23 protein-coding genes and 3 pseudogenes are annotated in these 22,529 nt (G+C 72.6%); 13 read left to right on the forward strand and 13 right to left on the reverse strand.

The features are described from left to right. The first annotated feature begins 46 nt into the window (after positions 1-46). Entirely contained in the window at positions 47-748 is a 702-nt protein-coding gene (locus ACZ7C5_RS26545) for a bifunctional DNA primase/polymerase (RefSeq protein ID WP_401088802.1), read from the forward strand. 419 nt (positions 749-1,167) lie between these two features. On the opposite strand, the gene ACZ7C5_RS26550 is transcribed toward ACZ7C5_RS26545, so the two are convergent. Next, a complete protein-coding gene (locus ACZ7C5_RS26550) occupies positions 1,168-1,860 on the reverse strand; it encodes a metal-dependent transcriptional regulator (RefSeq protein ID WP_401088800.1) in 693 nt (230 codons plus the stop codon). A 221-nt stretch (positions 1,861-2,081) separates the two neighbouring features. Between ACZ7C5_RS26550 and ACZ7C5_RS26555 the strand changes: the two genes are divergently transcribed. From ACZ7C5_RS26555 to ACZ7C5_RS26565, 3 genes are all read left to right on the forward strand, one after another. Next, the gene (locus ACZ7C5_RS26555) at positions 2,082-2,846 is read left to right on the forward strand and encodes a sugar isomerase domain-containing protein (protein ID WP_401088798.1); all 765 of its coding nucleotides are present in this window, start codon (positions 2,082-2,084) and stop codon (positions 2,844-2,846) included. A gap of 253 nt (positions 2,847-3,099) precedes the next feature. Further along, on the forward strand, positions 3,100-4,017 hold the full coding sequence (locus ACZ7C5_RS26560; RefSeq protein WP_401088796.1) for a DUF4231 domain-containing protein: 918 nt from the start codon (positions 3,100-3,102) through the stop codon (positions 4,015-4,017). A gap of 23 nt (positions 4,018-4,040) precedes the next feature. Continuing rightward, the gene (locus tag ACZ7C5_RS26565) at positions 4,041-4,895 is read left to right on the forward strand and encodes an alpha/beta fold hydrolase (protein WP_401088902.1); all 855 of its coding nucleotides are present in this window, start codon (positions 4,041-4,043) and stop codon (positions 4,893-4,895) included. A gap of 30 nt (positions 4,896-4,925) precedes the next feature. On the opposite strand, the gene ACZ7C5_RS26570 is transcribed toward ACZ7C5_RS26565, so the two are convergent. The 3 genes from ACZ7C5_RS26570 to ACZ7C5_RS26580 all read right to left on the reverse strand — a co-directional run bounded on the left by ACZ7C5_RS26570 (position 4,926) and on the right by ACZ7C5_RS26580 (position 11,572). Beyond that, entirely contained in the window at positions 4,926-5,900 is a 975-nt protein-coding gene (locus ACZ7C5_RS26570; protein WP_401088794.1) for a 2-hydroxyacid dehydrogenase, read from the reverse strand. Positions 5,901-5,931: 31 nt separating this feature from the next. Further along, positions 5,932-9,939 carry an FxSxx-COOH system tetratricopeptide repeat protein gene (gene fxsT, locus ACZ7C5_RS26575; protein WP_401088793.1) on the reverse strand — a complete coding sequence of 1,336 codons (4,008 nt, stop codon included), beginning with the start codon at positions 9,937-9,939 and terminating at the stop codon, positions 5,932-5,934. Positions 9,940-10,012: 73 nt separating this feature from the next. Beyond that, the gene (locus tag ACZ7C5_RS26580) at positions 10,013-11,572 is read right to left on the reverse strand and encodes a TIR-like protein FxsC (RefSeq protein WP_401088791.1); all 1,560 of its coding nucleotides are present in this window, start codon (positions 11,570-11,572) and stop codon (positions 10,013-10,015) included. A gap of 198 nt (positions 11,573-11,770) precedes the next feature. On the opposite strand from ACZ7C5_RS26580, the gene ACZ7C5_RS26585 reads away from it, so the two are divergent. Next, positions 11,771-11,965, forward strand: a complete 195-nt coding sequence (locus tag ACZ7C5_RS26585; protein ID WP_188295700.1) for a DUF397 domain-containing protein — start codon at positions 11,771-11,773, stop codon at positions 11,963-11,965. 3 nt (positions 11,966-11,968) lie between these two features. Here ACZ7C5_RS26585 and ACZ7C5_RS26590 read toward each other — a convergent pair whose 3' ends face one another. Beyond that, positions 11,969-12,769 (reverse strand): helix-turn-helix transcriptional regulator, encoded by an 801-nt coding sequence (locus ACZ7C5_RS26590; RefSeq protein ID WP_470323599.1) that lies wholly within the window; start codon positions 12,767-12,769, stop codon positions 11,969-11,971. A gap of 7 nt (positions 12,770-12,776) precedes the next feature. On the opposite strand from ACZ7C5_RS26590, the gene ACZ7C5_RS26595 reads away from it, so the two are divergent. Further along, the gene (locus tag ACZ7C5_RS26595; RefSeq protein WP_401088787.1) at positions 12,777-13,079 is read left to right on the forward strand and encodes a hypothetical protein; all 303 of its coding nucleotides are present in this window, start codon (positions 12,777-12,779) and stop codon (positions 13,077-13,079) included. Positions 13,080-13,133: 54 nt separating this feature from the next. Here ACZ7C5_RS26595 and ACZ7C5_RS26600 read toward each other — a convergent pair whose 3' ends face one another. Next, a complete protein-coding gene (locus ACZ7C5_RS26600; protein WP_470323600.1) occupies positions 13,134-14,648 on the reverse strand; it encodes an MBL fold metallo-hydrolase in 1,515 nt (504 codons plus the stop codon). 77 nt (positions 14,649-14,725) lie between these two features. Between ACZ7C5_RS26600 and ACZ7C5_RS26605 the strand changes: the two genes are divergently transcribed. After that, complete coding sequence (locus ACZ7C5_RS26605) at positions 14,726-15,283, forward strand: TetR/AcrR family transcriptional regulator (protein WP_401088783.1); 558 nt, start codon at positions 14,726-14,728, stop codon at positions 15,281-15,283. A 5-nt stretch (positions 15,284-15,288) separates the two neighbouring features. On the opposite strand, the gene ACZ7C5_RS26610 is transcribed toward ACZ7C5_RS26605, so the two are convergent. Together ACZ7C5_RS26610 and ACZ7C5_RS26615 are read right to left on the reverse strand one after the other, a co-directional pair. Continuing rightward, entirely contained in the window at positions 15,289-15,531 is a 243-nt protein-coding gene (locus ACZ7C5_RS26610) for a hypothetical protein (protein ID WP_401088781.1), read from the reverse strand. Further along, on the reverse strand, positions 15,528-15,896 hold the full coding sequence (locus ACZ7C5_RS26615) for an ATP-binding protein (protein WP_401088779.1): 369 nt from the start codon (positions 15,894-15,896) through the stop codon (positions 15,528-15,530). Before ACZ7C5_RS26615 ends, ACZ7C5_RS26610 begins: the two co-directional genes overlap by 4 nt. Positions 15,897-16,034: 138 nt before the next feature. Between ACZ7C5_RS26615 and ACZ7C5_RS26620 the strand changes: the two genes are divergently transcribed. The 3 genes from ACZ7C5_RS26620 to ACZ7C5_RS26630 all read left to right on the forward strand — a co-directional run bounded on the left by ACZ7C5_RS26620 (position 16,035) and on the right by ACZ7C5_RS26630 (position 17,455). Beyond that, positions 16,035-16,931 carry a helix-turn-helix domain-containing protein gene (locus ACZ7C5_RS26620; protein WP_470323601.1) on the forward strand — a complete coding sequence of 299 codons (897 nt, stop codon included), beginning with the start codon at positions 16,035-16,037 and terminating at the stop codon, positions 16,929-16,931. Positions 16,932-16,933: 2 nt separating this feature from the next. After that, the gene (locus tag ACZ7C5_RS26625) at positions 16,934-17,131 is read left to right on the forward strand and encodes a DUF397 domain-containing protein (RefSeq protein ID WP_401088776.1); all 198 of its coding nucleotides are present in this window, start codon (positions 16,934-16,936) and stop codon (positions 17,129-17,131) included. A 123-nt stretch (positions 17,132-17,254) separates the two neighbouring features. Beyond that, complete coding sequence (locus ACZ7C5_RS26630; RefSeq protein WP_470323602.1) at positions 17,255-17,455, forward strand: DUF397 domain-containing protein; 201 nt, start codon at positions 17,255-17,257, stop codon at positions 17,453-17,455. A gap of 34 nt (positions 17,456-17,489) precedes the next feature. On the opposite strand, the gene ACZ7C5_RS26635 is transcribed toward ACZ7C5_RS26630, so the two are convergent. Further along, positions 17,490-17,993: a GNAT family N-acetyltransferase gene (locus ACZ7C5_RS26635; RefSeq protein WP_401088773.1), complete on the reverse strand. Its 504-nt coding sequence runs from the start codon at positions 17,991-17,993 to the stop codon at positions 17,490-17,492. A 194-nt stretch (positions 17,994-18,187) separates the two neighbouring features. Here ACZ7C5_RS26635 and ACZ7C5_RS26640 point away from each other — a divergent pair, with 194 nt between their 5' ends. From ACZ7C5_RS26640 to ACZ7C5_RS26650, 3 genes and pseudogenes are all read left to right on the forward strand, one after another. Then, positions 18,188-18,436, forward strand: a complete 249-nt coding sequence (locus tag ACZ7C5_RS26640; RefSeq protein WP_470323603.1) for a hypothetical protein — start codon at positions 18,188-18,190, stop codon at positions 18,434-18,436. Positions 18,437-18,438: 2 nt separating this feature from the next. Beyond that, the gene (locus ACZ7C5_RS26645; RefSeq protein WP_470323604.1) at positions 18,439-19,482 is read left to right on the forward strand and encodes a serine hydrolase domain-containing protein; all 1,044 of its coding nucleotides are present in this window, start codon (positions 18,439-18,441) and stop codon (positions 19,480-19,482) included. A 236-nt stretch (positions 19,483-19,718) separates the two neighbouring features. Next, a pseudogene (locus ACZ7C5_RS26650) lies at positions 19,719-20,030 on the forward strand (hypothetical protein); the annotation flags it as partial. A gap of 404 nt (positions 20,031-20,434) precedes the next feature. On the opposite strand, the gene ACZ7C5_RS26655 reads toward ACZ7C5_RS26650, so the two are convergent. From ACZ7C5_RS26655 to ACZ7C5_RS26670, 4 genes and pseudogenes are all read right to left on the reverse strand, one after another. After that, the gene (locus ACZ7C5_RS26655) at positions 20,435-20,845 is read right to left on the reverse strand and encodes an NUDIX hydrolase (RefSeq protein WP_470323605.1); all 411 of its coding nucleotides are present in this window, start codon (positions 20,843-20,845) and stop codon (positions 20,435-20,437) included. Beyond that, positions 20,842-20,952, reverse strand: a pseudogene (locus ACZ7C5_RS26660) (NUDIX hydrolase); the annotation flags it as partial. The gene ACZ7C5_RS26655 and the pseudogene ACZ7C5_RS26660, both read right to left, overlap by 4 nt. Positions 20,953-21,186: 234 nt before the next feature. Beyond that, positions 21,187-21,380: pseudogene (locus tag ACZ7C5_RS26665) on the reverse strand (hypothetical protein); the annotation flags it as partial. 246 nt (positions 21,381-21,626) lie between these two features. After that, positions 21,627-22,445 (reverse strand): AAC(3) family N-acetyltransferase, encoded by an 819-nt coding sequence (locus ACZ7C5_RS26670; RefSeq protein WP_470323606.1) that lies wholly within the window; start codon positions 22,443-22,445, stop codon positions 21,627-21,629. Positions 22,446-22,529: the final 84 nt, after the last annotated feature.

A 22,529-nucleotide genomic window follows, 5' to 3' on the forward strand; every position in this document is an offset into this window, starting at 1 on the left:
CGTCATCGGGCCGTAACCAGCCTCACACACGGTAGTTGAGCACCCCGTGGAAAACATCCCCGAAGCCTCGGGCCGGAACGAGAAGGCCACCCCGCCCCCCTTACTCGCCGAAGCCGTCGGCTACGCCGCGCACCGCCACTGGGAGGTGGCGCCCGGCACCTGGCCGGTCGACGGCGACGGGGGCGTCCGCTGCTCCTGCGGCGACCCGCGCTGCACGCTGCCCGGCGCCCACCCGCTGGACCCGGACTGGGCGCGGCAGGCCAGCGCCGGCCCCGGTGCGGTGCGGCACTGGTGGACCGAGCGGCCGCAGGCGTCGATCCTGCTGCCCACCGGGCGGTCGTTCGACGTCCTGGACGTCCCGGAGGCGGCCGGCTGCCTGGCGCTCGCCCGGATGGAGCGGATGGACCTCCAGCTCGGCCCGGTGGCGGTCCAGCCCGCCGCGCCCGGGCGGATCGGGCGGCGGCTGCACTTCCTGGTGCTGCCCGGGGCCGCGGCCAGGCTCCCCGAGATGCTCCGCAGGCTCGGCCGGTCGGCCGGCCGGCTGGACCTGGTCGCCCGCGGCGAGGGGGACTGGACGGTCGCCCCGCCGTCCCGGATCGGCTCCCTGGGGTACGCCCAGTGGGCCCGCTCCCCCTCCGCGCTCAACCGCTGGCTGCCGGACGCCGCCGAACTGATCGGTCCGCTCGCGTACGCCTGCGGCCGCGAGGCGCCCTCGTTCCGGGCCGCCCGGCCGGCCCCGGTGGGCTGAGCCGGGCCGGCCCCGGCCGGCCCCCACAACGGCGCCCTCCGCCGATCGGGTGAGGGCGCGCTCCGCGCGACACCACGCGCGTGCGTGACGGGCCTTGTCCCCCACCGGAGACGGGGCCCGTCACACGCATGTCCGGATAAGGCCTCCGTGTACCCGCTGGTCAGACGGAGAAGCCCCTCGTACGAGTGACAGCACTCAAGGATTGCCATGATCGGCCGAGGGGAGGAATTGCGATGTGTGGGGACGCCGACAGGGACGCTCGGACGGGGAAGCCGGGCGGCGGCGACGGAGGGGAAGCGGGAGGGGCGGAGGGGAACGGGAGGGAACGGGGAGGACGAAGGGGCCCGCGCCACGGGGACGCGGGCCCCTTCGCCGTACCGGTTCGCCCTACCGGTTCGCCGTACCGGCGAGGTGCGGGCTCAGGCCTGGGCGACGAAGACGTGCTGGGCGATGTCCTTGCCCAGCTCCGCCGCGTTCTCCCCGGTGCCGACCAGCACGCCGCCGACCCCGGCGCTCACCTTGACCGTGGAGCCCGGCCGGACCCCGGCCCGGCGCAGGGTGCTCATCAGCGCGCTGTCGGTCTGGATCGGCTCGCCGATCCGGCGGACCACCACGTCGGCCCCGGCGTCGCCCGGCTTGACGGTGTCCAGCGGGACGAGCCCGGCGTCGAAGCCCTCGCCCTCGGCCTTGGTGTCGCCCAGCTCGTCCAGGCCCGGGATCGGGTTGCCGTACGGCGACTGGGTGGGGTGGCCGAGCATGGCGAGCACCTTGCGCTCGACCGTCTCGCTCATCACGTGCTCCCAGCGGCAGGCCTCCTCGTGCACCTGCTCCCACTCCAGGCCGATCACGTCGACGAGCAGGCACTCGGCGATGCGGTGCTTGCGCATGACGCGCACCGCGAGCCGGCGGCCCTCCTCGGTCAGTTCGAGGTGGCGGTCCCCCGCGACCTGGAGCAGCCCGTCGCGTTCCATCCGGCCTACCGTCTGGCTGACCGTGGGACCGCTCTGTTCCAGGCGCTCCGCGATGCGGGCGCGCATCGGGACGATGCCTTCCTCCTCCAGCTCCAGGATGGTGCGGAGGTACATCTCAGTGGTGTCGATCAGCCCAGACATCGCCGCTGGCTCCGTTCTTCGGTGTACTCACCGCCAATTCTGACGCACCGGACCGACAATCGGGCGCGCCCCCGGTCCGAGGGGTCCCGATTTTGTTCCTGTTGACAACGATGCCGCCGGGGCGCGACCGTGCTCGCCGAAGCTTTCTCCACCGGCGGTCTGGACCACCCGGACCACCCCACCCGGCCGGATCCCCCACCGGCAGAGAGCGAAGGCACCAGATGAACGACCTGGTCGGCAGGTACTTCGACGCCGCGATCGCCCACCTCCAGCGGGTCCGCGAGGAGGAGGCCGACACCATCGAAGCCGCCGCCGCGCTGCTCGCGGAGGCGATGGCCGAGGGCCGCCGGGTCTTCACCTTCGGCGCCGGACACTCCGCGCTGCCGGCCCAGGACGTGGTCTACCGGGCCGGCGGGCTGGTCCCGGTGAACCTGCTGAACGTCCCCGGGGTGGCCGGGGTGACGGTGATGCCCGCGCCGCTGTCCAGCGCCCTGGAGCGGGTCTCCGGGCTGGCCACCGCGACCCTGGACCTGACCCCGGCGACCACCGGGGACCTGCTGTTCGTGATCTCGCTCTCCGGCCGCCAGGTGATGCCGGTCGAGCTGGCCAGGTACGCCAGGGACCGCGGCCTCAAGGTGGTCGGCGTGACCTCGCTGGCGTACCCGGAGGAGGTGTCCTCGGCGCACCCGACCGGCACCTACCTGAAGGACCACTGCGACGTGGTGCTGGACAGCAAGATCGCGGTCGGCGACGGCGAGCTGACCCACCCGGGCGCCGAGACCACCTTCGGCCCGGTCTCCACCATCGTGACCAGCGCGCTGATGCAGGCCGTGGTCGCCTCCGCGGTCGGCCGGCTGGCCGACCGGGCGGCCGCCGGGGAGTGCCCCGCGCCGCCGCTGTTCCGCTCCGGCAACGTCCCCGGCGGCACCGAGTGGAACGCCAAGCAGATGGCCGAGAACGCCGAGCGGGTCTTCTACACCCACTGACCCGCCCCGGCCGGGCCCGCCGGCCGCCCGCGCACACCCGCCGGCCGCCGCACGCCCCCCACCACCACTCCGCACGCTGGGTACCGGACCGAACACGGGGAGTACCGGACAAACCACCGGGGCTTCCCGGCCACATCCGGCCGCCCCGGCCGTCCCCAGGCGTACCGGCGAGCCGCCGGGGGCAGGAGAGCGGTGCGACCGGAGCGACTGGTGGGGGCCGAACATGGCGTCTGTTGCGGGACGGACCGGGTGGGTGAACGAGCGGGCCCTGCTGCCCGAGTTCTTCTGGGCCGCCGACTCGGCCTCGCTGCGCGGACAGCGGCGTTCGGTCCTGCTCTCCGCCTGGGAGCTGGTCCTGCTGGTGGTCGCCGCCGCGACCGGCTCGGCCGACGGCGAGCCCTGGGCCTGGCCGGCGGCGGCGGCCTACCTCGGCGCGATCGCGCTGGCGGTGGTGGTCAGCCGGCAGAACCCGCAGGGCCTCTGGTACGAGGGCCGGGCGGCCGCCGAGTCGGTGAAGACGCTGGCCTGGAAGTACGCGGTCGGGGCCGACGCCTACCAGCCGCCGCCGCGCGCCCTGCCGGACGCCGAGGGCCTGTACCGCTTCCAGCTCGCCCGGGTGCTCGGCGCCTTCCGGGACAGCCCGGTGACCGTCCCCGAGGGCGGGGTGGAGATCACCCGGACCATGCGCGACCTGCGCGGGCAGCCGCTGGCGGTGCGCCGCGAGGTGTACCTGGCCGAGCGGATCCAGCTGCAGCACGACTGGTACCGCGCCAAGGCCCGCTACTGCGCCCGGGCCGGCCACTGGGCCGGGGTGCTGGGCGTGCTGCTGCCCGCGCTCGGCCTGGTGCTCGCCGTGCTGCGGGCGCTCGGCGCGTTCGGCTACGACGCGCTGGGCACGGTCTCGGCGGTGGCCGCCTCAGTCACCGCCTGGGCGCAGCTGCGCCAGTACCGGCCGCTGGCCGCCGCGTACGCCCTGGCCGCCGAGGAGCTGGCGCAGATCCAGCACCAGCTCGCCCGGCTGGACCTGGAGTCGCCGGAGGCCGAGGAGACCTGGGCCCGCCTGGCCCGGGACGCCGAGGACGCGATCTCCCGGGAGCACACCACCTGGCAGGCCCGCCGGGAGGTGCGCACCACCACCGACCGGGAGCACGCAACCGACCCGGAACCCTGAGGAGGCCGCAGGTGTCGTTACGGATGGTCAAAACGGCGGAGGACCGCACGCTCGCCGTCGAGTCCCTCGGCGACCCGCGCGGCCGGCCGGTGTTCCTGCTGCACGGCATGCCCGGCAGCCGGGTCGGCCCGCACCCGCGCAGCACCGTGCTGTACCGGCTGGGCGTCCGGCTGATCTCGTACGACCGGCCCGGTTACGGCGACTCGACCCGGCTGCTCGGCCGCCGGGTGAGCGCGGCCGCCGCGGACGTGCGGACCATCGCGGACGAGTTCGGGCTGGAGAGCTTCGCGGTGCTCGGCCGCTCCGGCGGCGGCCCGCACGCGCTGGCCTGCGCGGCGCTGCTGCCGGAGCGGGTCAGCCGGGCCGCGGTGCTGGTCGGCCTCGCGCCGCGCACCGCGGCCGGCCTGGACTGGTACGCGGGGATGACCCCGTCCAACGTCCGCGCGTACCGGGAGGCCGAGCGCGGGCACGGCCGGATCGCCGACGCGATGGAGTTCCGCTCCCGGCAGATCAAGGACGACCCGGTCCGGCTGCTGAACGGCCTGCGCACCGAACTCTCCGCCGCCGACCGGGAGGTGGTGGCCGACAGCGGGCTGCGGCGGATGCTCCAGAGCAACTACCGGGAGGCGTTCCGGCACGGCGCCGACGGCTGGATCGACGACGTGCTGGCCTTCACCGCCGACTGGGGGTTCGAGGTCGGCTCGGTCCGGGTGCCGACCTGGCTCTGGCACGGCGCGGACGACCAGTTCTCGCCGGTCGACCACTCCCGCTGGCTGGCCGACCACATCCCGGGCGCCGAGCTGTTCCTGGAGCCCGGCGCCGCGCACTTCGGGGCGTTCCGGGTGATGACCACCGCGCTGGCCTGGGCGGCGGGCTGAGCACGCCCCCGGGTCAGGGCTTCACCGGCGTCAGGGCTTCACCGGCGTCAGCGGCTCGCCGCCGTCCAGCACCGCCAGCACGTTGTCCACCGCCAGGCCGCCCATCGCCTGCCGGGTGCGGACGGTGGCGCTGCCCAGGTGCGGGGCGAGCACCGCGCGCTCCTGGGCGAGCAGCGCGGACGGGACGGCCGGCTCGTGCTCGAAGTTGTCCACGGCGGCGGCGAACAGCGCGCCGGACTCCAGCGCGGCGGCCAGCGCCTCCTCGTCCACCACGCCCGCGGTCATGCTGACCACCACCGCGCCGCGCGGCAGCAGGGCGAGCCTGCGGGCGTCCAGCAGGTGCCGGGTCTCCGCGCTGAACGGGCAGGTGACGACCAGCACGGTGGAGGTGGCGAGCAGTTCCTCCAGCGGCTTCCAGCCGGCGTCCCCGGCCTCCTCGGGCGGCAGCTCGCGGCGGTTGTGGTAGCTGACGGGCATGTCGAAGGCGCGGGCCCGGCGGGCCACCGCCTGCCCGATCCGGCCCATCCCGAGCACGCCCAGCGGGGTGCCGGCCAGCTCCAGGCCGAGCAGGAAGTTCGGCGCCCAGGTCCAGGGGGTGCCGGCGCGCAGCAGCCGCTCGCCCTCGCCGAGCCGGCGGGTGGCGGCCAGCAGCAGCGCCCAGGCCATGTCGGCGGTGGCGGTGGTGAGCACGCCGGGGGTGTTGGTGACCAGGACGCCGCGTTCGGCGCAGGCGGCCACGTCCACGTTGTGGTAGCCGACGGCGTGGTTGGCGACGACGGCCAGCCGCGGCCCGGCCGCGTCCAGGAACTCGGCGTCCACCCGGTCGTCCAGGGTGGTGATCACGGCCCGCCGGCCGCGGACGGCGGCCAGCAGCCCGGCCCGGTCCATCGCCAGGTCGGAGTCGTGACAGGTGACGGCGTGGTGCGCGGTGAGCCGTTCGACGACGCCGGGGGCGAGGCGCCGGGTGACCAGGACCGGGGGCGGGGGCGGGGTCTGCTCGATCATGGTTCCGCAGCGTACCTCCGCCCCTTCCCGGTCAGACCGGCTGCGGTTCCAGGTCCCGGTTGATCCGCTTCCAGCCGCGCGCGGAGACCGTGTTGGGGTGCTCCTCGCCGAACTGCCGGATCAGCTCGGAGATCGCCCTGGCCCGCAGTTCGGCGGCCTGGGTGTGCCGGCCCGCCGCCCGCAGGGTGATCGCCAGGTTGGCCTCGCAGGCCACCGCGTCCGGGTGCTCGGCGCTGTAGCGGCCGCACAGCCCCTGGTAGGCGGCCCGGCCGAGCCGTTCGGCGCGCTCCATCTGCCCGTCGTCCCCGTAGGCGTTGGCCAGGTTGATCATCGCGTTGAGGGTGTACGGGTGCTCCTGCCCGACCGAGCGGGTCAGCCCGTCGACGGTGAGCCGGCCGCGCTCGATGGCGCCCTGGACGTCGCCGCTGCCCCGCAGGTAGATGCCGAGGTTGTTGGCGCAGGCCAGGGTGAACGGGTGCTCGTCGCCGAACAGCCGCCGGTGGCCCTCGAACACGGTGGAGCAGAGGTCGCGGGCGGCCTCCTTGTCGCCGGAGGCGCTGTGGTCGGCGGCCAGGTTGAGCGCGCAGGCGAGCGCGTCGGGGGCGTCCGCGCCGTAGCGCTCCAGGTAGCGCTCGTAGGTCTCCTTGGTGATCCGGCGGGCCTCGGCGAGCTGGCCGATCCGGCGCAGCGAGACGGCGAGGGACTTGGCGTTGCGCAGGTTCTCGGGCAGGTCGGGGTCGAGGACGTCGCCGAGGTCGGAGGTGACTTCCTGGAGGAGGTTCACGGAGCCGCGGTAGTCGCCGAGTTCGCGCAGGTCGCGGGCGAGGTTGGACTTGGTGGAGAGGGTGTAGGGGTGTTTGGGGCCGAGGACGGCGGTGCGCCGGTCGAGGGTCTCCTGGTCGAGTTCGCGGGCGGCTTCGCTGTCACCGACGAGCCGGTGGTCGATGGCCAGGTTGTTCGCCATGGAGAGGGTGCGCGGGTTGTCGTCGCCGAACAGTTCGCGGAACTGGTCGAGGATCTCGCGGTCGAGGTCGAGGGCGGCCTGGAAGCGGCCGAGCGCGCGGCGGTCGGCGCCGAGCGAGCCGGCCGTCATCAGGGTGTACGGGTGGTGCTCGCCGAGCAGTGCCCGCTGGCGTTCCAGGGTGTCCTCGTCCAGGGCCAGCGCCTCGCCGTAGTTGCCCTGGGAGCGCAGCACGTTGGCGAGCTGGAAGCGCAGCAGCAGGGTCTGCCGGTCGTCCTCGCCGAGCTTGCCGGTCCACTCCACGTCCAGGGCGTGGCCGAGGTCGCGGGCGCGGTCGAGTTCGCCGCGCTTCCACAGGTAGCGGACCCGGTCGATGAGCAGCTGGCGGGTGTCCGCCTCGTCGCAGTTGTGCGCCTTGGAGGGCGACAGGTGCGGCCAGATCTCGTCGAAGGCGGGCCAGTTGGCCGGGTCGTCGGTGTCGCCGAGGACGGGCCTGGCGCCGGTGAGGATGCGATGCACCTCGTGGACGGCGATCTCCTGCTCGTCGTCGCTCATCCCGGCCCGGATCACCGCCTGGACGAGCCGGTGCACCTGGAAGCTGTTGCTGCCGGCGTCGACCTTGGCCAGCGCGTACCGGCCGATCGCCTGGATCACCTTGCCCAGCATGAACTTGTCGCTGAGGTCGGCGTCGAACTTCACCAGCGCCCGGATCATCTGGTCGCTGTAGAACAGGTTCATCGAGATCGGCTCGGGGGCGAAGAACGCGCAGAGCTGGAGCAGCCGGACGGCCGCCGGGGACTGCTGGCGCAGCCGTCCGATCGACACGTTCCAGGTCGCGGCGACCGGGGTCGGGTAGTCGGCCGGGCGGCCGACGGCCAGCGCGCGGGCGGCCTCGGCGTGCAGCTGGGTGACGTAGGTCTCCACCGGGGTGCCGGTGGTGTCCAGCCAGGCGGCGGCCACCTCGACGGCCAGCGGCAGGTCGCCGACGGCCTCGGCGACCCGGTCGGCGTCCGGGCGGGAGAGGCTGCGGGCGCGCCGGCACAGGTGCTCGACGCTCTCGCCGCGGGTGAAGACGTCGACCTCCAGCGCCTCGGCGTGCCCGGTCCAGGCCTGGTTGCGGGAGGTCACCAGGATGTGGCCGGAGCCGCCGGGGAAGAACCGGCGGATCTCGGCGGGCTCGTCGGCGTTGTCGAAGATCAGCAGCCAGCGCGAGGTCGGCACGCCGCGCCGCAGCGCCTCCCTGGCCGCCTCGGCGGCCTCGGTGACCGAGTCGCCGACCCGCAGGCCCAGCCGGCGGGCGAGTTCGGCGAGCGCCGGGGCGACCAGTTCGATCTGCTCGGCGTCGATCCACCAGACCAGGTCGTAGTCGGACATGAAGCGGTGGGCGTACTCCAGCGCCACCTGGGTCTTGCCGACGCCGCCGAGCCCGTACAGCGTCTGCGGGGTGGGCAGCACGGCCGCCATGCCGCCGCGCAGCTGGTTGCGCAGCTGCTCCAGGACGGCGGCGCGGCCGGTGAAGGAGGGGTTGCGCGGCGGGACGTCCCACACCGAGGGCTTGCTGCCGGGGAAGCGCGGGCCACCGCTGGGCGCGTCGCCGAGCGCCACGTCGCCGCGGTCCAGCGCGCGCAGCAGGCTCTGGACCGACTGCGCCTCGTCGCGGCCGACCAGGTCGACCGGGTTGCGGTTGCTGAACGGCGCCGTCAGGCGCACGTCGCCGACCCGGATGGGCAGCAGCTGGCGCCGGGTGCCGGAGGGGTCGGAGCTGACCACCGACTCCCACAGTGCCCTCGCCTGCGGGGAGCGCTGGTAGGCGGGCGAGAGCACGGCGACCGTCCGGTACGCGGAGTCGATGCCGCGCTCGGTCTCCTCGCGCGGGTCGGTGCCGGCGCTGAGGTCGCGCGGCAGCACCCGGAAGCCGGCCCTGGTCAGGACGGACTCGATCCAGTCCGCCCACATCCGGTCCTCGGGGACGTAGGAGAGGTAGAGGTCGGCGGGCACGGAGGGGCGGCGGCGGGTGAAGGCGTCCACGTAGCGCAGCCGCAGCTCCTCGTCCAGCACCGGCAGCGAGCGGGCCCGGCCCTCGGTGATCTTCGAGGTGAGCCGCTCGCAGGCGGCCAGCATCGAGGTGGGCGTGCCGGTCTGGTCGCCGAAGGTCGCGAGGATCTCCTCGTAGGCGTAGAACGGCCGGTACGGGATCTCCACCTGGCCCCAGTACTGGGCGAGTTCCTCGCCGTTCAGGCCGGAGGGCAGGCCGTCGAAGCGGACCCGGGCGAGGGCCCGGCCGGCGTCCGCCTTCTCCTTCTCGCCCTCGTCGATGCGCATCGGCACGGGCAGGATGCGGATGCCGCGCTCGCGGTAGCGGTCGTGGATGTGCTGGGCGATCCGGGAGGCCCCGTCGATGGACTGGTCGCTGAGGGTGAAGCAGACCACCAGGTCGTCGGGCATCTGGACGGTGCAGATCTCGGCGATGTCGGACAGGCCGGTGCGCGAGTCGATCAGCACGTAGTCGTACCGCTTGGTCATGTCGGCCTTGAGGGCGTCGAAGAACTGCCCGCCGTCGAAGCGGTCGTAGAAGATGTCCCAGTCGAGGTGGGTGACGGCCTCGGAGTAGTCGCGGTTGAACTGGCCCGCGGAGAGGAAGTCCAGGCTGCCGCCGGCCGGGAAGTGCTGCCAGGTGAGCGAGAGCGCGTGCGGGTGCACCCGGGCGAAGTCCAGGTGCCAGCCCTCGGCGTGCTCGACCGGGCGCAGCGCCTCCTCGCGGTACTCGGCGATCAGGTCCATCATGCCGGTGGTGCCGGCCAGCGAGGCCGGGTCGAGGAACGGGTGGAAGAACTTGGCGAGGCCGGGCGCCTCCAGGTCCCAGTCCACGGTGAGCACCCGGAAGCCGTTGGCGGCCAGGATCCAGGCGGTGTTGGCCAGCGCCATGGTGCGGCCGGTGCCGCCCTTGTACGAGTAGAAGGTGATGATCCGGCCGTTGCGGTCCTGCTCCGCCGCGCGCCGCTCGGTCTCCCGCTGGGCGGCGAGGTCGGCGGGGGTGATGCCGCCGAGGCGGAGGTTCCTGGTGCGGTTGTCGCTCATGCGGACACCTCGCTGCGCTCGGCGGTCGGTTCGTGAGACGCGCGCCCTTCGATGATTCGCCGGCTTCGCTCGCTCATCGCGGTCCTCTTCCTCCCAGGGGCGCCATCCCGTCATCGGGTTCATCGCCGTCGTCGCGGTACGGGGTCTGCTCGCGGTACGGGTCGTGCTCTCGGTGCGGGGCCTGCTCTCGGTGCGGGGCCTGCTCTCGGTGCGGGGCCTGCTCTCCGTACGGGTCGTCGCCGTTGGTCCGGCTCCGGCGGGTGGTGCGGCCGTTGCCGTTCCCGTTGCCGCTTCCGTTGCCGTTGGTTCTGCCGCTTCCGTCGGCGTCCTGGTCCTCGTCGAAGGGATCCACCGGGGCCCCGTCCGGTCCGTACCCGCCCCCTGCCCGCCGGAACGCGTCCCGCAGGCTCGGCCGGGGCGGCGGCGGTTCCTCCGGTTCGGCCCTGGTGCGGCCCTCGAAGGCGTACTTGGCCTTCATCGCCGCCCTGGGCAGCGCGTCGTCGAAGTCCTCCAGCGTGTGCAGCCCGCCGGTCGGGCCGATGGCGCCGAGGAAGCTCGGCCGGCTCGCCCGCCGGGTGATGCGCAGCGTCTCGTCGCTCAACTCTCCCAGTTCGTCCGCGCGTTCGCCGCACTCCGGGTCGTCGCCGTTGAACGGCTCCAGGATGCTCACCCAGGTGGCGTCCGAGCGGTCGAAGCGCCGGACCAGCTCGCGCCGGCGCGGGTCGCGCAGCGCCCACCGGTCGAGCAGCAGCAGGCCGGGCGCCTCGGCGCTGCCTCCGATGATCGACTCGACCTCCTCGTCGAACTCGTGCACGGTCGGCTGGAACCCCAGCTGCCTGGCCAGCCGGGCCGCGTGCTGCGCGATCGGCGAGCCGACCGGCCGGTACGGATGCCAGTCGGTGCGCCGCTCGCCGTAGTAGTCGGGGCTGCGGTCGTCCGGCAACTCGCCCCGGTGGTAGGCGAGTACCGAGATCCGCAGCTGTTTGGTCGGGGCGGTGACGTTGAACGCGCTGGGGAGCGTGTTGAATTCGAGGCGGCGCCCGACCGGGATCACCGTCTCCTCCGCGACCTGCACGATCCGGGCCGCCAGCCGGTGCACGGCCAGCTCGTAGGCGGCGCGGAAGTAGCTGAGCTTCATCAGCGCGTACAGGCCCTCGGTGGCGTACTCGGGTCCGAAACTCGCGTGGTTGAACTGGAGTTCACCGGCCACGTTCGGCAGCCGGTAGCGGCTCATCGGCGCCCACAGCACCGGGACGATGCCGCTGGTGCGCTCGGAGTCGAGGTTCGCCGGGTAGACCGGGCGACGGGTGAAGGCGTGCCATTCCTGGCCGCACGGAACGCTGTTGAAGTACCTCGGGGAGTAGAGGGGTACGAATACCCGGCACGAGGCCAACTCGTCGGACAGTCGTTCGGCCCACAGTTCGCCCTGGTGCATGGACTCGTCCATGAAGCCGACCGCGACCCCGTCCGGGACGGTGGTGAGCTGGAGCACCGCCTCGCAGAGGTCCCGGTACAGCTGCCTGACCCAGTGGTTCGGATCGCTCGCGCCCCGCGCGCCGGCCTTGGGGGTGTGCGCGTAGGAGAGGAAGAAGTACGGCCGGGCGTCGTCCTCGTCCCAGCCCCGGTCAGTCACACGCGCCTCCCCCGGGCCCGTCGGCAACCTGCCTCCCGCAGCCCCCGTGCGGCGGGGCTTCAGTGTAGGAACGACTGACACCCCAATGGAATAGCACAACGTCTCGCACGAATTGACATGACCGAAACGATGCCGCCACCCGTGCACAGGGAGCAGTACCCTCGTTCCGGCCGCCGCGCACCCCCCGGGAGGACATCCGTGAACCATCTCGACTGGCAGAGGTCCAGCACCAGCAGCGACAAGGACGACTGGATCGAGATCGCCTCCGAGGGCGACCACGTCTACATCCGCGAGTCCAACGACCCCACCCGCATCGTCACCACCACCCGGGTCAAGTTCAACGCCTGGGTCCTCGGGGCCAAGGCCGGCGAGTTCGACCACTTCGTCGCCTGAGGGTCACCCCGGGTAGCGGGCCGCCAGGGTCCGTACCGTCGCGGTGATGCGGTCACGGAGTTCGGCCGGTTCCAGCACCTCGACGTCGGCGCCGAGCCGCAGGAACTCCCCGTGGGCGTGGTCGACCGACTCGATCGGCACCCGGGCCCGCGTCCAGCCGTCGCCCCCGGGTGCCAGACCTAGGCATCGGGCGCCCTCCGGGGTGAGCCGGACCAGTGCCTCCCCGGTGTGCGACCGGGCCCGGAAGCCGGCGAGGTGGCCCGTCCAGTACGCGCCCAGGTCGAAGCCGGCCGCCGGCTCGAACTCCTCGGCCAGGTCGCGCAGTCCGATGATCTGATCGATTCGGTACGTGCGCATCCCGGACGGACCGGCGGCCACCAGGTACCAGCGCCCGGCCTTGAGCACCAGCCCGTACGGGTCCACCCGCCGCTCGATCTCCTCCGGCTCCCGCCGGCGCCGGTACCGCAGGACCGCCGACCGCCGCTCCCACACCGCGGCGGCGACGGCGGCGAGGTGCGGGGTGCCGTCCGCGTCGGCGTACCAGCCGGGCGCGTCGAGCAGGAGGCGCTCCTGGATCCGCCCGGCGCGCTCGCGCAGCTCCGCCGGAAGGGCCGCCGTCAGCTTGAGCCGGGCTGCGGCGAGCGCCTCGCCGAGGCCCAGCTCGGCGGCGGCACCCGGGAGTGCGGCGAGGGAGACGGCCTGCGCCTCGTCGGCGGTCAGCCCGGTGAGCCGGGTCCGGTAGCCGTCGACCAGCCGGTACCCACCGGCGTGCCCGGTGTGGCGGGAGCACCGCGACGCGGCCAACGCCACCATGCTCGACAGCGACGACGTCCTGCTGCTGCGCGGCCCGGGCTTCGCCCCGGAACCGGGTGCCCGCGAGGTGCTCGCCACCGTCTGCCACCCCACCGGGGCGGCCGCCTTCGACGTCCATGCCGGCCGCCACCTGGGCCCGGAGCACGCGGTGCACCGCACCGAGCACGCCGCGAACGACTTCCCCCGGCTGCCCGTCCGCACCGGCGAGGACGTCCGGGTCTGGTTCGGGCCCGCCGAGCCGCCGCCCTGGCCGTACCGGCGGCGGCGGCTTCAGCCGGTGACTGCGTGGGACGTCGGCTGAGCCGACTTCCCACGCAGCCGGGGTCCCGCGCAGTCGGCCTCCCCCGCAGCCGGCTTACGCGTCCACCCCGGCCAGCCAGGCGTCGACGGGCACCCCGCAGGAGTTGAGGATGCCCGCGATCGTCCCGTACGTCCCGACCAGGGCCAGGAGTTCCAGCACCTGCGCCTCGGAGTGCCGTTCGGCCAGGGACTGCCAGGTGTCCGGGGCGAGCGCGTGTCCGTCGTGCAGCTCGTCGACGGCCCGCAGCAGGGTGCGGTCGGCCTCGGTCCAGTCGGGGTGCTCCGGGCCGTCCGGCACCCGGGCGATCTCGGGCCCGGTCAGCCCGGCCGCGGCGCCGAGGCGGACGTGGTGCTCCCACTCGTACGCCGAACCGGTGCGGTGCGCGGTGCGGAGGACGGCCAGTTCCCGCTCACGGAACGGCAGCAGGCCCTGGTTGAGCTGGGCGAGCAGGGGCGCCAGGGCGACCAGCAGGTCGGGGTGGTGGCCGATGGTGGCCAGGACGTTGAGCACCGGGCGGCCCGCCAGCGGACCGGCGCCGTCGGTGAACAGGGCGGCCGCGGGGCCCTCCAGCCGTCCGGCGAGGGCGGCGATCTCGGCCGCGGGCCGCGGTGCCAGCCGGGGCGCCGGCCGGGGCGCCGGCCGGGCCCCTGCGGTGAACTCGTCCAGCCCGAACAGCAGTTCCTCCTCGACCGGGGTTCCGTCACCGTTCAGTTCGCGGTACACGGCACCGACGTTGAGCAGCAGCCGCTCGCGGTCGTCCCAGTCCGCGAAGCCGTCCAGGTCCATCTCCCGCGCGGCCCGCAGCACCGGGGTGCCCGCCCGGTGCGCGCGCGTGGCGTGGTCGCGGACCCGCTCCAGGTAGCCGCGGAAGGTGCGGACCTCGGGCTTGCCGACGACCGGGCCGTGCCCGGGCACGATCGTCTCGACGTCCAGGCCGAGGATCAGGTCGCAGGCGGCGATCCAGCGCTCCACCGGGCCGCTGTGGATCACCGGGTGGCCGCCGACGAACAGGATGTCCCCGGCGAACAGCACGCCGGCGTCGGGCACGTGGACCAGGACGTCGCCCCGGGTGTGGGCGGGTCCGACCTCGATCAGCCGGACGGTGCGCAGCCCGACGGCGACCTCCAGTTCGCCGCTGAAGGTCCGGTTCGGCAGGGCCGGGGCGATGCCGGTGAAGTCGAAGGCCTGCCGCATGTCCCGGACGACGCGCGGGAGCGGCACGTCGCCCGGCGCCGCGAGCAGTTCGTGGAGGTGGTCGCGGCCCATGTCGGCCGCGGCGGCCTCGGAGGCGATCACGGTGGCGTGCGGGAGCAGCTGGTTGCCCCACCAGTGGTCGCCGTCGCTGTGGCTGTTGACCAGGGTGTCGACGGTGACGGCGGGCAGCGTCCGCGAGACGGCGGCGAGCAGGTCCCGGGTCTGCGGGACGGTGAACAGCGTGTCGACGAGCAGCGCCTCACCGCCGGAGACGATCAGCCCGGCGTTGCTGAGGCCCCAGGAGCCGTTCGGCTGAAGGTAGGCGTAGGTGTCGTCGGCGATCTCGTGCAGGCCGAGGGTGTACGGGACGGTCATGGGTGACCTCCTCGCTAGATGTACTGGAGGCTTAACATGTACTCCAGTACACCAGTGGATTCAAGTACACTTTTCTCGTGACCTCGCCGAACCGACACGACCAGCGCCGCACCGCGACCCGGGAACGGCTGCTCAGCGCGGCCCTGGAGCTGTTCGCCACCCAGGGATACGCGGCCACCACCTACGACCACATCGCCGAACGCGCGGACGTGGGGCGACAGACGGCCTTCAACCACTTCCGCCGCAAGGAGGACTTCGTCACGGCCTGGGTCCGGCAGCGGCACGAGGCACTGGAGAGCGCGACCGGCGACGGCTCCGCCGTGGAGGCGCTCACGGACGCCCTGCGCACCCTCGCGCACCTCAACGAGCGGGAGTACGCGCTGGCGAAGGAGCTGCACGACAGCGGAGTGCTCCACGCCGCCTTCGCCCTCGGCGCCGCGACGCCCGCCGCGTTCACCACCGCCGCCCGCCGGGGCGGACTCCGCCTCGAAGTGGATCCCGAGGCGGTCGCCGACCTGCTGTTCGACACCTACATCACGACCCTGGGCCGCTGGCTCGCCGCCGACGCGGGCTACCCCCTCGCCGACGCCCTGCTCGCCCGGCTCGACCTGCTCGCCTCAGGCTTCAGCGCCTGAGCCTGTCACCGGTGGCGCTTGAACTCGCGAAGGAGTGCGAGGAGGTTGATCACGGTGCTGGCCGGAACATTGCCCAGGGAGACCAGGATCTGACCGTCCAGGATGGCCTCCCCGGACTGGGCGGAGGGCCACAGGAGGCCGAACTCGCGCCCTTCGGTGCGGAGTTCCACGATCAGCCCGCCGAGCTGCCGACTGGTGAGGTGACGGATCGCGGGATCGCCGGGCCGGATGGGGTAGAGCGCGTTCACGCGGCACCGTCCAACTCGAACCAGACCCGCTTCCCGAGCTTCTGGAGCTCCGCACCCCAGCGGTGGGTGAGACCCTCCACCAGCTGAAGGCCGCGACCCGACTCGGCGCGGAGGTCAGGCTTCTGACGCTGCGGCAGCTCGGAGCTGCGGTCCGCGACGGTGACGCGGAGGGTGTTGCCGGAGTAGACGACCGTGACGACGGGCGAGAGGGTCGCCCCGTGCCGCCAGGCGTTCACCACCAGCTCGATCATGGCGAGTTCGGCATCCCCGATGGAGGAGTCGGGGTACCCGGCGCGCGACATGGCGTCGCGCAACACCTCGCGGGACACGGTGAGGGAGGGGGAGTTGAGGCGGGGGTCACACATGGGGGATCTCCCATCAGCTCAAATGAGCTACGCACGGAGAGACCTGACGTCCCATCCGGCGAGCAGTGCAGTGAAACTTTAGTGGATTTCCATCAAAATTGGCAACACTCTCCGCGCATGCCTCTACACTTTCCGTAGGTGACGATCCGCGAGGAAGGTATGCCCATGGCATTCGGGAGTGGGATCAGCGAACGTCAGCGTCGTCTCGGCGAAGAGCTTCGCAGGAAACGCGATGCCGCTGGACGCTCAGCGGTGGAGATCGGGCAGGCAATCGGCGTGAAGGGTCCCGCCGTCAGCCACATCGAGTCCGGCAGGATGGGCCTAAATCTTCCACGACTGAACATCTGGCTCGACCGGTGCGACATCACGGACCCCGACTACCGGGCCGGCCTCGCCGCCATGAGTGAGAGTTCAGGCAAGGGCTGGTGGACCGAGTTCAAGACCCACGTCACACGAAGCTCGCTCGACCTGGCCGAGGCGGAGGCTCGCGCAACAGGCTTGGACAACTATGAATCCCTGCTGATCCCGGGCCTCTTGCAGACCAAGGCCTACAGCGAGGTCATCCAGGGATACACCGAGAAGAAGGTCGAGTTCCGCCACGAACGTCACAAGGTCCTGGCGGGCAAGAACGCCCCACCGTACCGGGCCGTGATCCACGAAGCAGCCCTGCACATGATGTACGGAGGAGCAACGGTCATGTGGGACCAGCTGAATCATCTGATCGAGATGAGCAAGCTGCCCAACGTGACGATCCAGATCCTCCCGTTCGACTGCACCACATTCGCGTCGAACGACACGCCCTTCCTACTGATCCGCGGCGCTCACACCCGGCTTGGCACGGTGCTCCTCGAACATCCACATGGATCCAACTTCCTCGGCGACCCCGAGGTCGTGACAACATTTGACCGGAAGTTCGACCGACTCAGGGGCTTGGCTCTCCCACCCTTGTCTGCGGCGACATCCGCGTCGTCACCCGCCGATCGGGACTCGTTGGGTTTGATCCAGCACATTCGCTACAAGGTCCAGGGAAGATAGCCATGCACCAGCTCAACTGGCAGAAGTCCAGCTTCAGCAGCGACCAGGCCAACTGTGTCGAGATCGCTTCCGCCGGCGAGTTGGTCTACATCCGCGAGTCCGACGACCCCACCACCATCGTCACCACCACCCGCACCAAGCTCCACGCCTGGCTGCACGGCGCCAAGGCCGGCGAGTTCGACCACCTCATCGAACCCTGACCGACATCCTCCGCGTGCCCCGGTCGGGGCACGCGGAGCCCCGGCCATCTCACCCGCCCCCCAAGTCTCGCGCAGAAAGTCGGCCCCACCGACCTTCCGTGCCTCGTGACAGGACAGGCAAGCATGACTCAACTCAACTGGCAGAAGTCGAGCTTCAGCGGCACCAACACCAACTGCCTTGAGATCGCCCCCTCCGCCGGCGAGCTGATCCACATCCGCGAGTCCGACGACCCCCCCACCGTCGTCACCACCACCCGCGCCAAGCTCCACGCCTGGATCCGCGGCGCCAAGGCCGGCGAGTTCGACCACCTCACTGAAGCCTGACCTCGTCCCCCGTGCCCCGGGGGACGAGGTCTCCTCACGCCTCGGGGTGCGCGGGCAGGGCGAGCCAGTCCGACCAGGAGATCCCCCGGCCGAGGAAGCGCGGCTGCTCGAACGGCCAGTCGGCGGCGATCCACCGCGGCACCAGCGCGTCAAACGCCTGCTCGACCTCTCCACCCACCAGCTCGTCCACCACCCACCAGGCGATCTCACCGTCCGCGCCGGCCTTCGCGGGCGGGTCGATGTAGACGCAGCCGAGCAGGGCCGTCTCCGCCGCGTCGAACAGCGCGTAGTTGAACGACTGGTGGGCGGCGATCTCCTTCTCGTGCCGCAACAGGTCGGCCTGGTTGGCCTCGTAGGTCATGGTGGCCGCCGGCCAGCCCCACGCCGGGCCGAAGATGGTGAACAGCCGCTCGCGCGAGCCCGTCACGGCCGGATAGTCGAGCGACGCATCCGCCTCCCGGACCGGCCGCAGGTGATGGGCCCCGCCCGGCAGCGGTACCTGGACGGGATGGACGAAGTCATCGGGAAGCCAGCTCATGGCGCCCGACCGTAGCACCGCCCGGGCGCCCGCTCCCCGACAATTTCCCGCACCGACGCCGCCCCACAGCCCCGCCTCAAGGGCGGCTGCGCGCGTCGGGAGCTGCCCGATGCCGTGATCGGCATCGGGAGGCGTGGTGGATCCGGATTCGAGGCCAAAGGTGCCTCCCGCATCGAAGAACGGATCTACGTCCAATGGGACACTCGTTCGGCGCGACCGTCAACGCGAGCGGGCCGGTGATCACCGTTCGGGGACGATCCGCGCTGAAGGCCACGGAGGTGGTCGGCGAGGACATCCGGGCGGCGACCGCGCTCGTGATCGCCGCCCTGGCCGCCGAGGGCACCTCTACGATCCGAGGGATGTACCACCTGCGGCGCGGATACGGCGGCCTGCTGCCGAAGTTGGCCGCACTCGGTGCCGGCCTGACGACCGACCAGGAGTAGCCGTGACCACCACCGTGCCGTGGACCCCGAACGCGCTCGCCGACCTGCGCGATTGCCTGGACCTGATGACCGCCGACGGCACCGTGCCCGGAGGCGTCATCGCCCACGGCACCGTCGACACCGCGCCCGGCTACCTGACCTCCGGCGTCGTCGCCCCCGAGTGCGGCGACGCCCGGCCGGGACCGGACACGGTGTACGACGTGGCGTCGCTGACGAAGGTGCTGGCCACCTGGTCGCTGATCGGCACCTCGCTCATCGGTGACTTCACCCTGGACACCCCGGTCCGCGAGCTGCTGTCCGGCATCGCGGCCGACGCGCCCGGCGGCCGGGTCACGGTGCGCCAGATCCTGGCCCACACCTCCGGCCTGCGCGCCGACACCCGCCTCGACCGGTACCGGCACCGTCCCGAACCGCTCGCCCAACTGATCTGCGCAGAGCCGCTGATCGCCGAGCCCGGCGCCGGCCACCAGTACGTCAACCGAGGCTTCATCCTCCTCGGCCTGGCCCTCGCCCACTACCGCTGCCGACGCCTGGACGAACTCGCGGCCGAGCTCTGGCAGCACCTCGGCATGACCGACACGACATACGGGCCGGTGCCCCGCTCCGCCCGTGTCGCCCCGACCGAGCAGCGACTGCAAGGCGGCCCCCGGCTGTGGGGCCTGCCGCACGACGACAACGCCGCCCTGCTCGGCGGAGTCGCCGGCCACGCCGGGGTGTTCACCACCCCCGCCGACCTCGCCACCTTCGCCACCCACCTGCTGACCTCCCACGCCACCGGCGGGGCCCTGGGCCGATGGCTGACCGCCGGCATGCAGCCGCAGGCCGAGATCGAGCCGGGCCTCGACCGTGGCCTGGCCTGGATCCTCGCCGACGAAGGCAGGGTCGCCTACCACCACGGCTTCACCGGCACCAGCCTCTACCTCGCCCCGGCCACCGGTCGCTACCTGGCCGTCTGCACCAACGCCGTCTACCACCACCAGGACAACCGCACCCGTCTGGCCCCGCTGCGGGCCCTGGCGCTGAAGGCCATCACAGCCGAACCCTAGGAGGCCCCGTGCCCCACTCCACGCTCGCGCCGCTCACCACCCCGGCCGCTGGACCATCCTCACCGCGACGTTCCACCTCACCCGCTCACCGGCTGCCCCGATCGCCTACCAGCCCCTCGCCGACGAACTCGGCGTCCGGCTGGGCGCCCGCCCACCCGTGGCCGAGGTGACCGCCGCCGTCCTCACCAACCGCTGCCGCCGGGGGCTCCTTCTCGACCCGCACGGACCCGACGCCCGCAGCCGGATCGGTCTTCCTCAACCCACCCGTCACCGCAGCCCAGGCCGCCGGATGCCCGGTCCACGCCGACAACGACGGACAGCCACGAGCGGGCGCCGGCTGGCTCCTGGAACACATCGGCTACCGCCCCGGCTACAAGATCGCCGCCGGCATCCACTGCTCGAATCGCCGCACCCTCACCCTCACCGCCCACGACCGCGCCACCGCAACAGGTTTCGCCCAAGCCCTCACCGATCTCTCGGCCCACGTCGAGATCGTGACCGGCATCAGGCTCCGACCCGAGCCGGTGCTGGTCGGCACCTGGCCATAGGCCGGGCGGTCCGGCCCGATCCCCCGGTCGGGCCGGACCACCGAGCCCCGGCCCGGGTGTCCGGGCCGCCTGCGGAGGCGCCCGGACCCGAACCGCGCCGCTGTGGCCAGCCGCTGCGCGACGAGTTCCGAGAGCCCCACTCGGAACAGGGCAGGGACCACCGCGGGAACCTCGTCCTCGGGCAGTACAGCAGCCTCACGCCTTCGACGCTGCGGGTCGGTCCGGGCCCTGCGCCCCGGGTGTCCTGGGGCGCAGGCCGTCACTGCCTCCGTACACCAGGCGGGCGGTCTTCGTACGTGGGAAGCGGGCCATCGGGACGCCGAGCATCAGCACTCGGCCGTCCAGCCCGTCGGAGCCCGCCCCGTCCCCTGTGCCCCGGCCGACCTCCGGGGCACAGGGGACGACTACTTGAGAGCAGAGTCCAGGTACCTCTGCACCGGCTCGAAGAGCCCGTACGGCACGTATTCGGGGATCTCGGCGAGAGCTACCCACGCGAGCTGGTCCAGCTCCTCCGTGTCGACCACCTCGGCGGTACCGCTGACGACCTCGCAGGCCGTGTAGGACATCAGCCGACCGGTCTTCGGATGAACCCGCTCGCCCAGGAGCTTGACGGCGGCCACTTCCAGTCCGGTCTCCTCCGCGGTCTCGCGGACGGCCGCCTCCTCCGACGACTCACCGGCCTCGATCTCACCAGCCGGGAACTGCCAGGAGAGTTGGCCCTCGCTGACCCTTCGCCGGACCATCAGGACGCGGCCTTCATCGACCACGATCGCGGCGGCAATGCCCGGGCGTTCGTCCGCACTCTGCTGTGTCACGTCTGCTCCTCCAGGGCGGCCAGGACGGGTGGGGAGATCGTATCGGCGTCGATGAATCGGGTCACCGAGTTCCGAGGAACCCACATCACGTCGACGTTCTCGACGGCGTACGCCGTGGATGGCACGGAAGACCTCATCATCCAGGGATATGTCGTGAACGACGTCGCTGCGCTGACGGCCATCCAGCTCCCCGACGGGGAGAGCGCGGTCGCGTTCCGGCTTCGCTGATTCGGAGGATTGTTCCGTGACCATCTCGGGTGAGGACTTCGAGAACCTCTTCTCGACGTTCCGGCGGGAGGCCTTCCGGCTGGAGGCACTGGACGACTACAACGGACCGTCGAAGCAGCGGTCTCACCGATGTCCTGGGCTCCACCGGGCAGGGCCACTGGCCGGTGTCGCGGCGGCGCTGCAACAGGATGGCACCGGAGTCGTCGACGACGAGCAGGTTGCTGGCGGGGATGAGGGTGTTGGCCTTGGGAGCGTCAGGGTCGTTGTAGTACTCAGTCCTACCCGTGTGCGGCGGCTTCCTCCTGATCGAGCGTCCAGGGTCGCGCTTGGGCCCAGACCACTTCGAAGCTCTGAACGTAGTTGTCGAAACGGGAGGATCCCGTCATGGGAAGTCGGGTCGGCCGACTTCCCACGCACGCGAGGGGCCCGACCCTGCCCGTTGCCGCTCCGGCGGAGCCGGAGCGGCAACGGTCGGGCGGGGTGGGGCGGCGGGGCGGGTGTGGGGGCGCGAGACGGCGGGAGGCGGAAGTACCGGTGGAAACCGGGGCGGGGTTCAGGGGCGGAGGCGCCGCAGGATGTGTTCGGCGAGGTCGACGGCCTCCCGGATCGGGACGAGGCGGCAGTCGGCGGTGCCGATCCGGCCGGTGGTGATGCCGCGGGCGGTGCGCAGGACCTCGGCGCCGAGCGGGCCGAAGTGGAGGTCGTCCAGGTCGGGGGCCCGGAAGGTGGTCCAGCCTTCGGGGCCGACGCAGCGGTACTCGCGCACCGGGACGTCGGGCATCCGCAGGTCGGCCAGGTGGAAGGCGGTCAAGCGGCTCATCGGGACGCCGAGCATCAGCACCCGGGCGTCCAGGTCGTAGAGCCGCCCCAGCGGCGACTCGGGGCCCAGGTGGGAGGTCAGCGGGTGCTGCTCGGTGACCTCCCGGGCGCGCCGGCCCACCGCTGCCCAGGAGGTCTGCGGGTGCCGGCTCCGCAGCGCCGCGGGGTGCGTGCGGACCGTTTCCGACAGCACCCCCACGGAGGGCGACGCCGGGGTGGTGGCCGGATCGAAGCGGGGCATCCCGGCCTGGTAGTCGGCCACCTCCGCCGGGGAGAGGCCGGCGGTGGCGGACTGGTGGACGCGGGAGGTGGCGGAGTTCTCGGGCGTGGCGGTGTAGGCGACCAGGGTGCCGTCGGGGCCCAGCACTTCGAGCAGGGCCCCGACCACGGCGGCCGCCCCGCCCGGCACCGGCCCGAGGGCGCGCAGGGACGCCTGGACGTGCAGCACCGTGCCCGGACGGACCCCGAGGCCGGCGAACGCGGGGACGAGCGGGTGGACAGCGGGGGCGACAGGTGCGACGGGGGTGGCGACGGGGGTGGCGACGGGAATCACGGGGGCGGCGACGGCGACGCCGCCGGCGCGGGTTTCGGTGAGGATGGCGATCCTCCGGGGGGATCGGGAGCCCCGGGCGAGGGA

The sequence above is a fragment of the Kitasatospora sp. NPDC036993 genome (assembly GCF_055607525.1).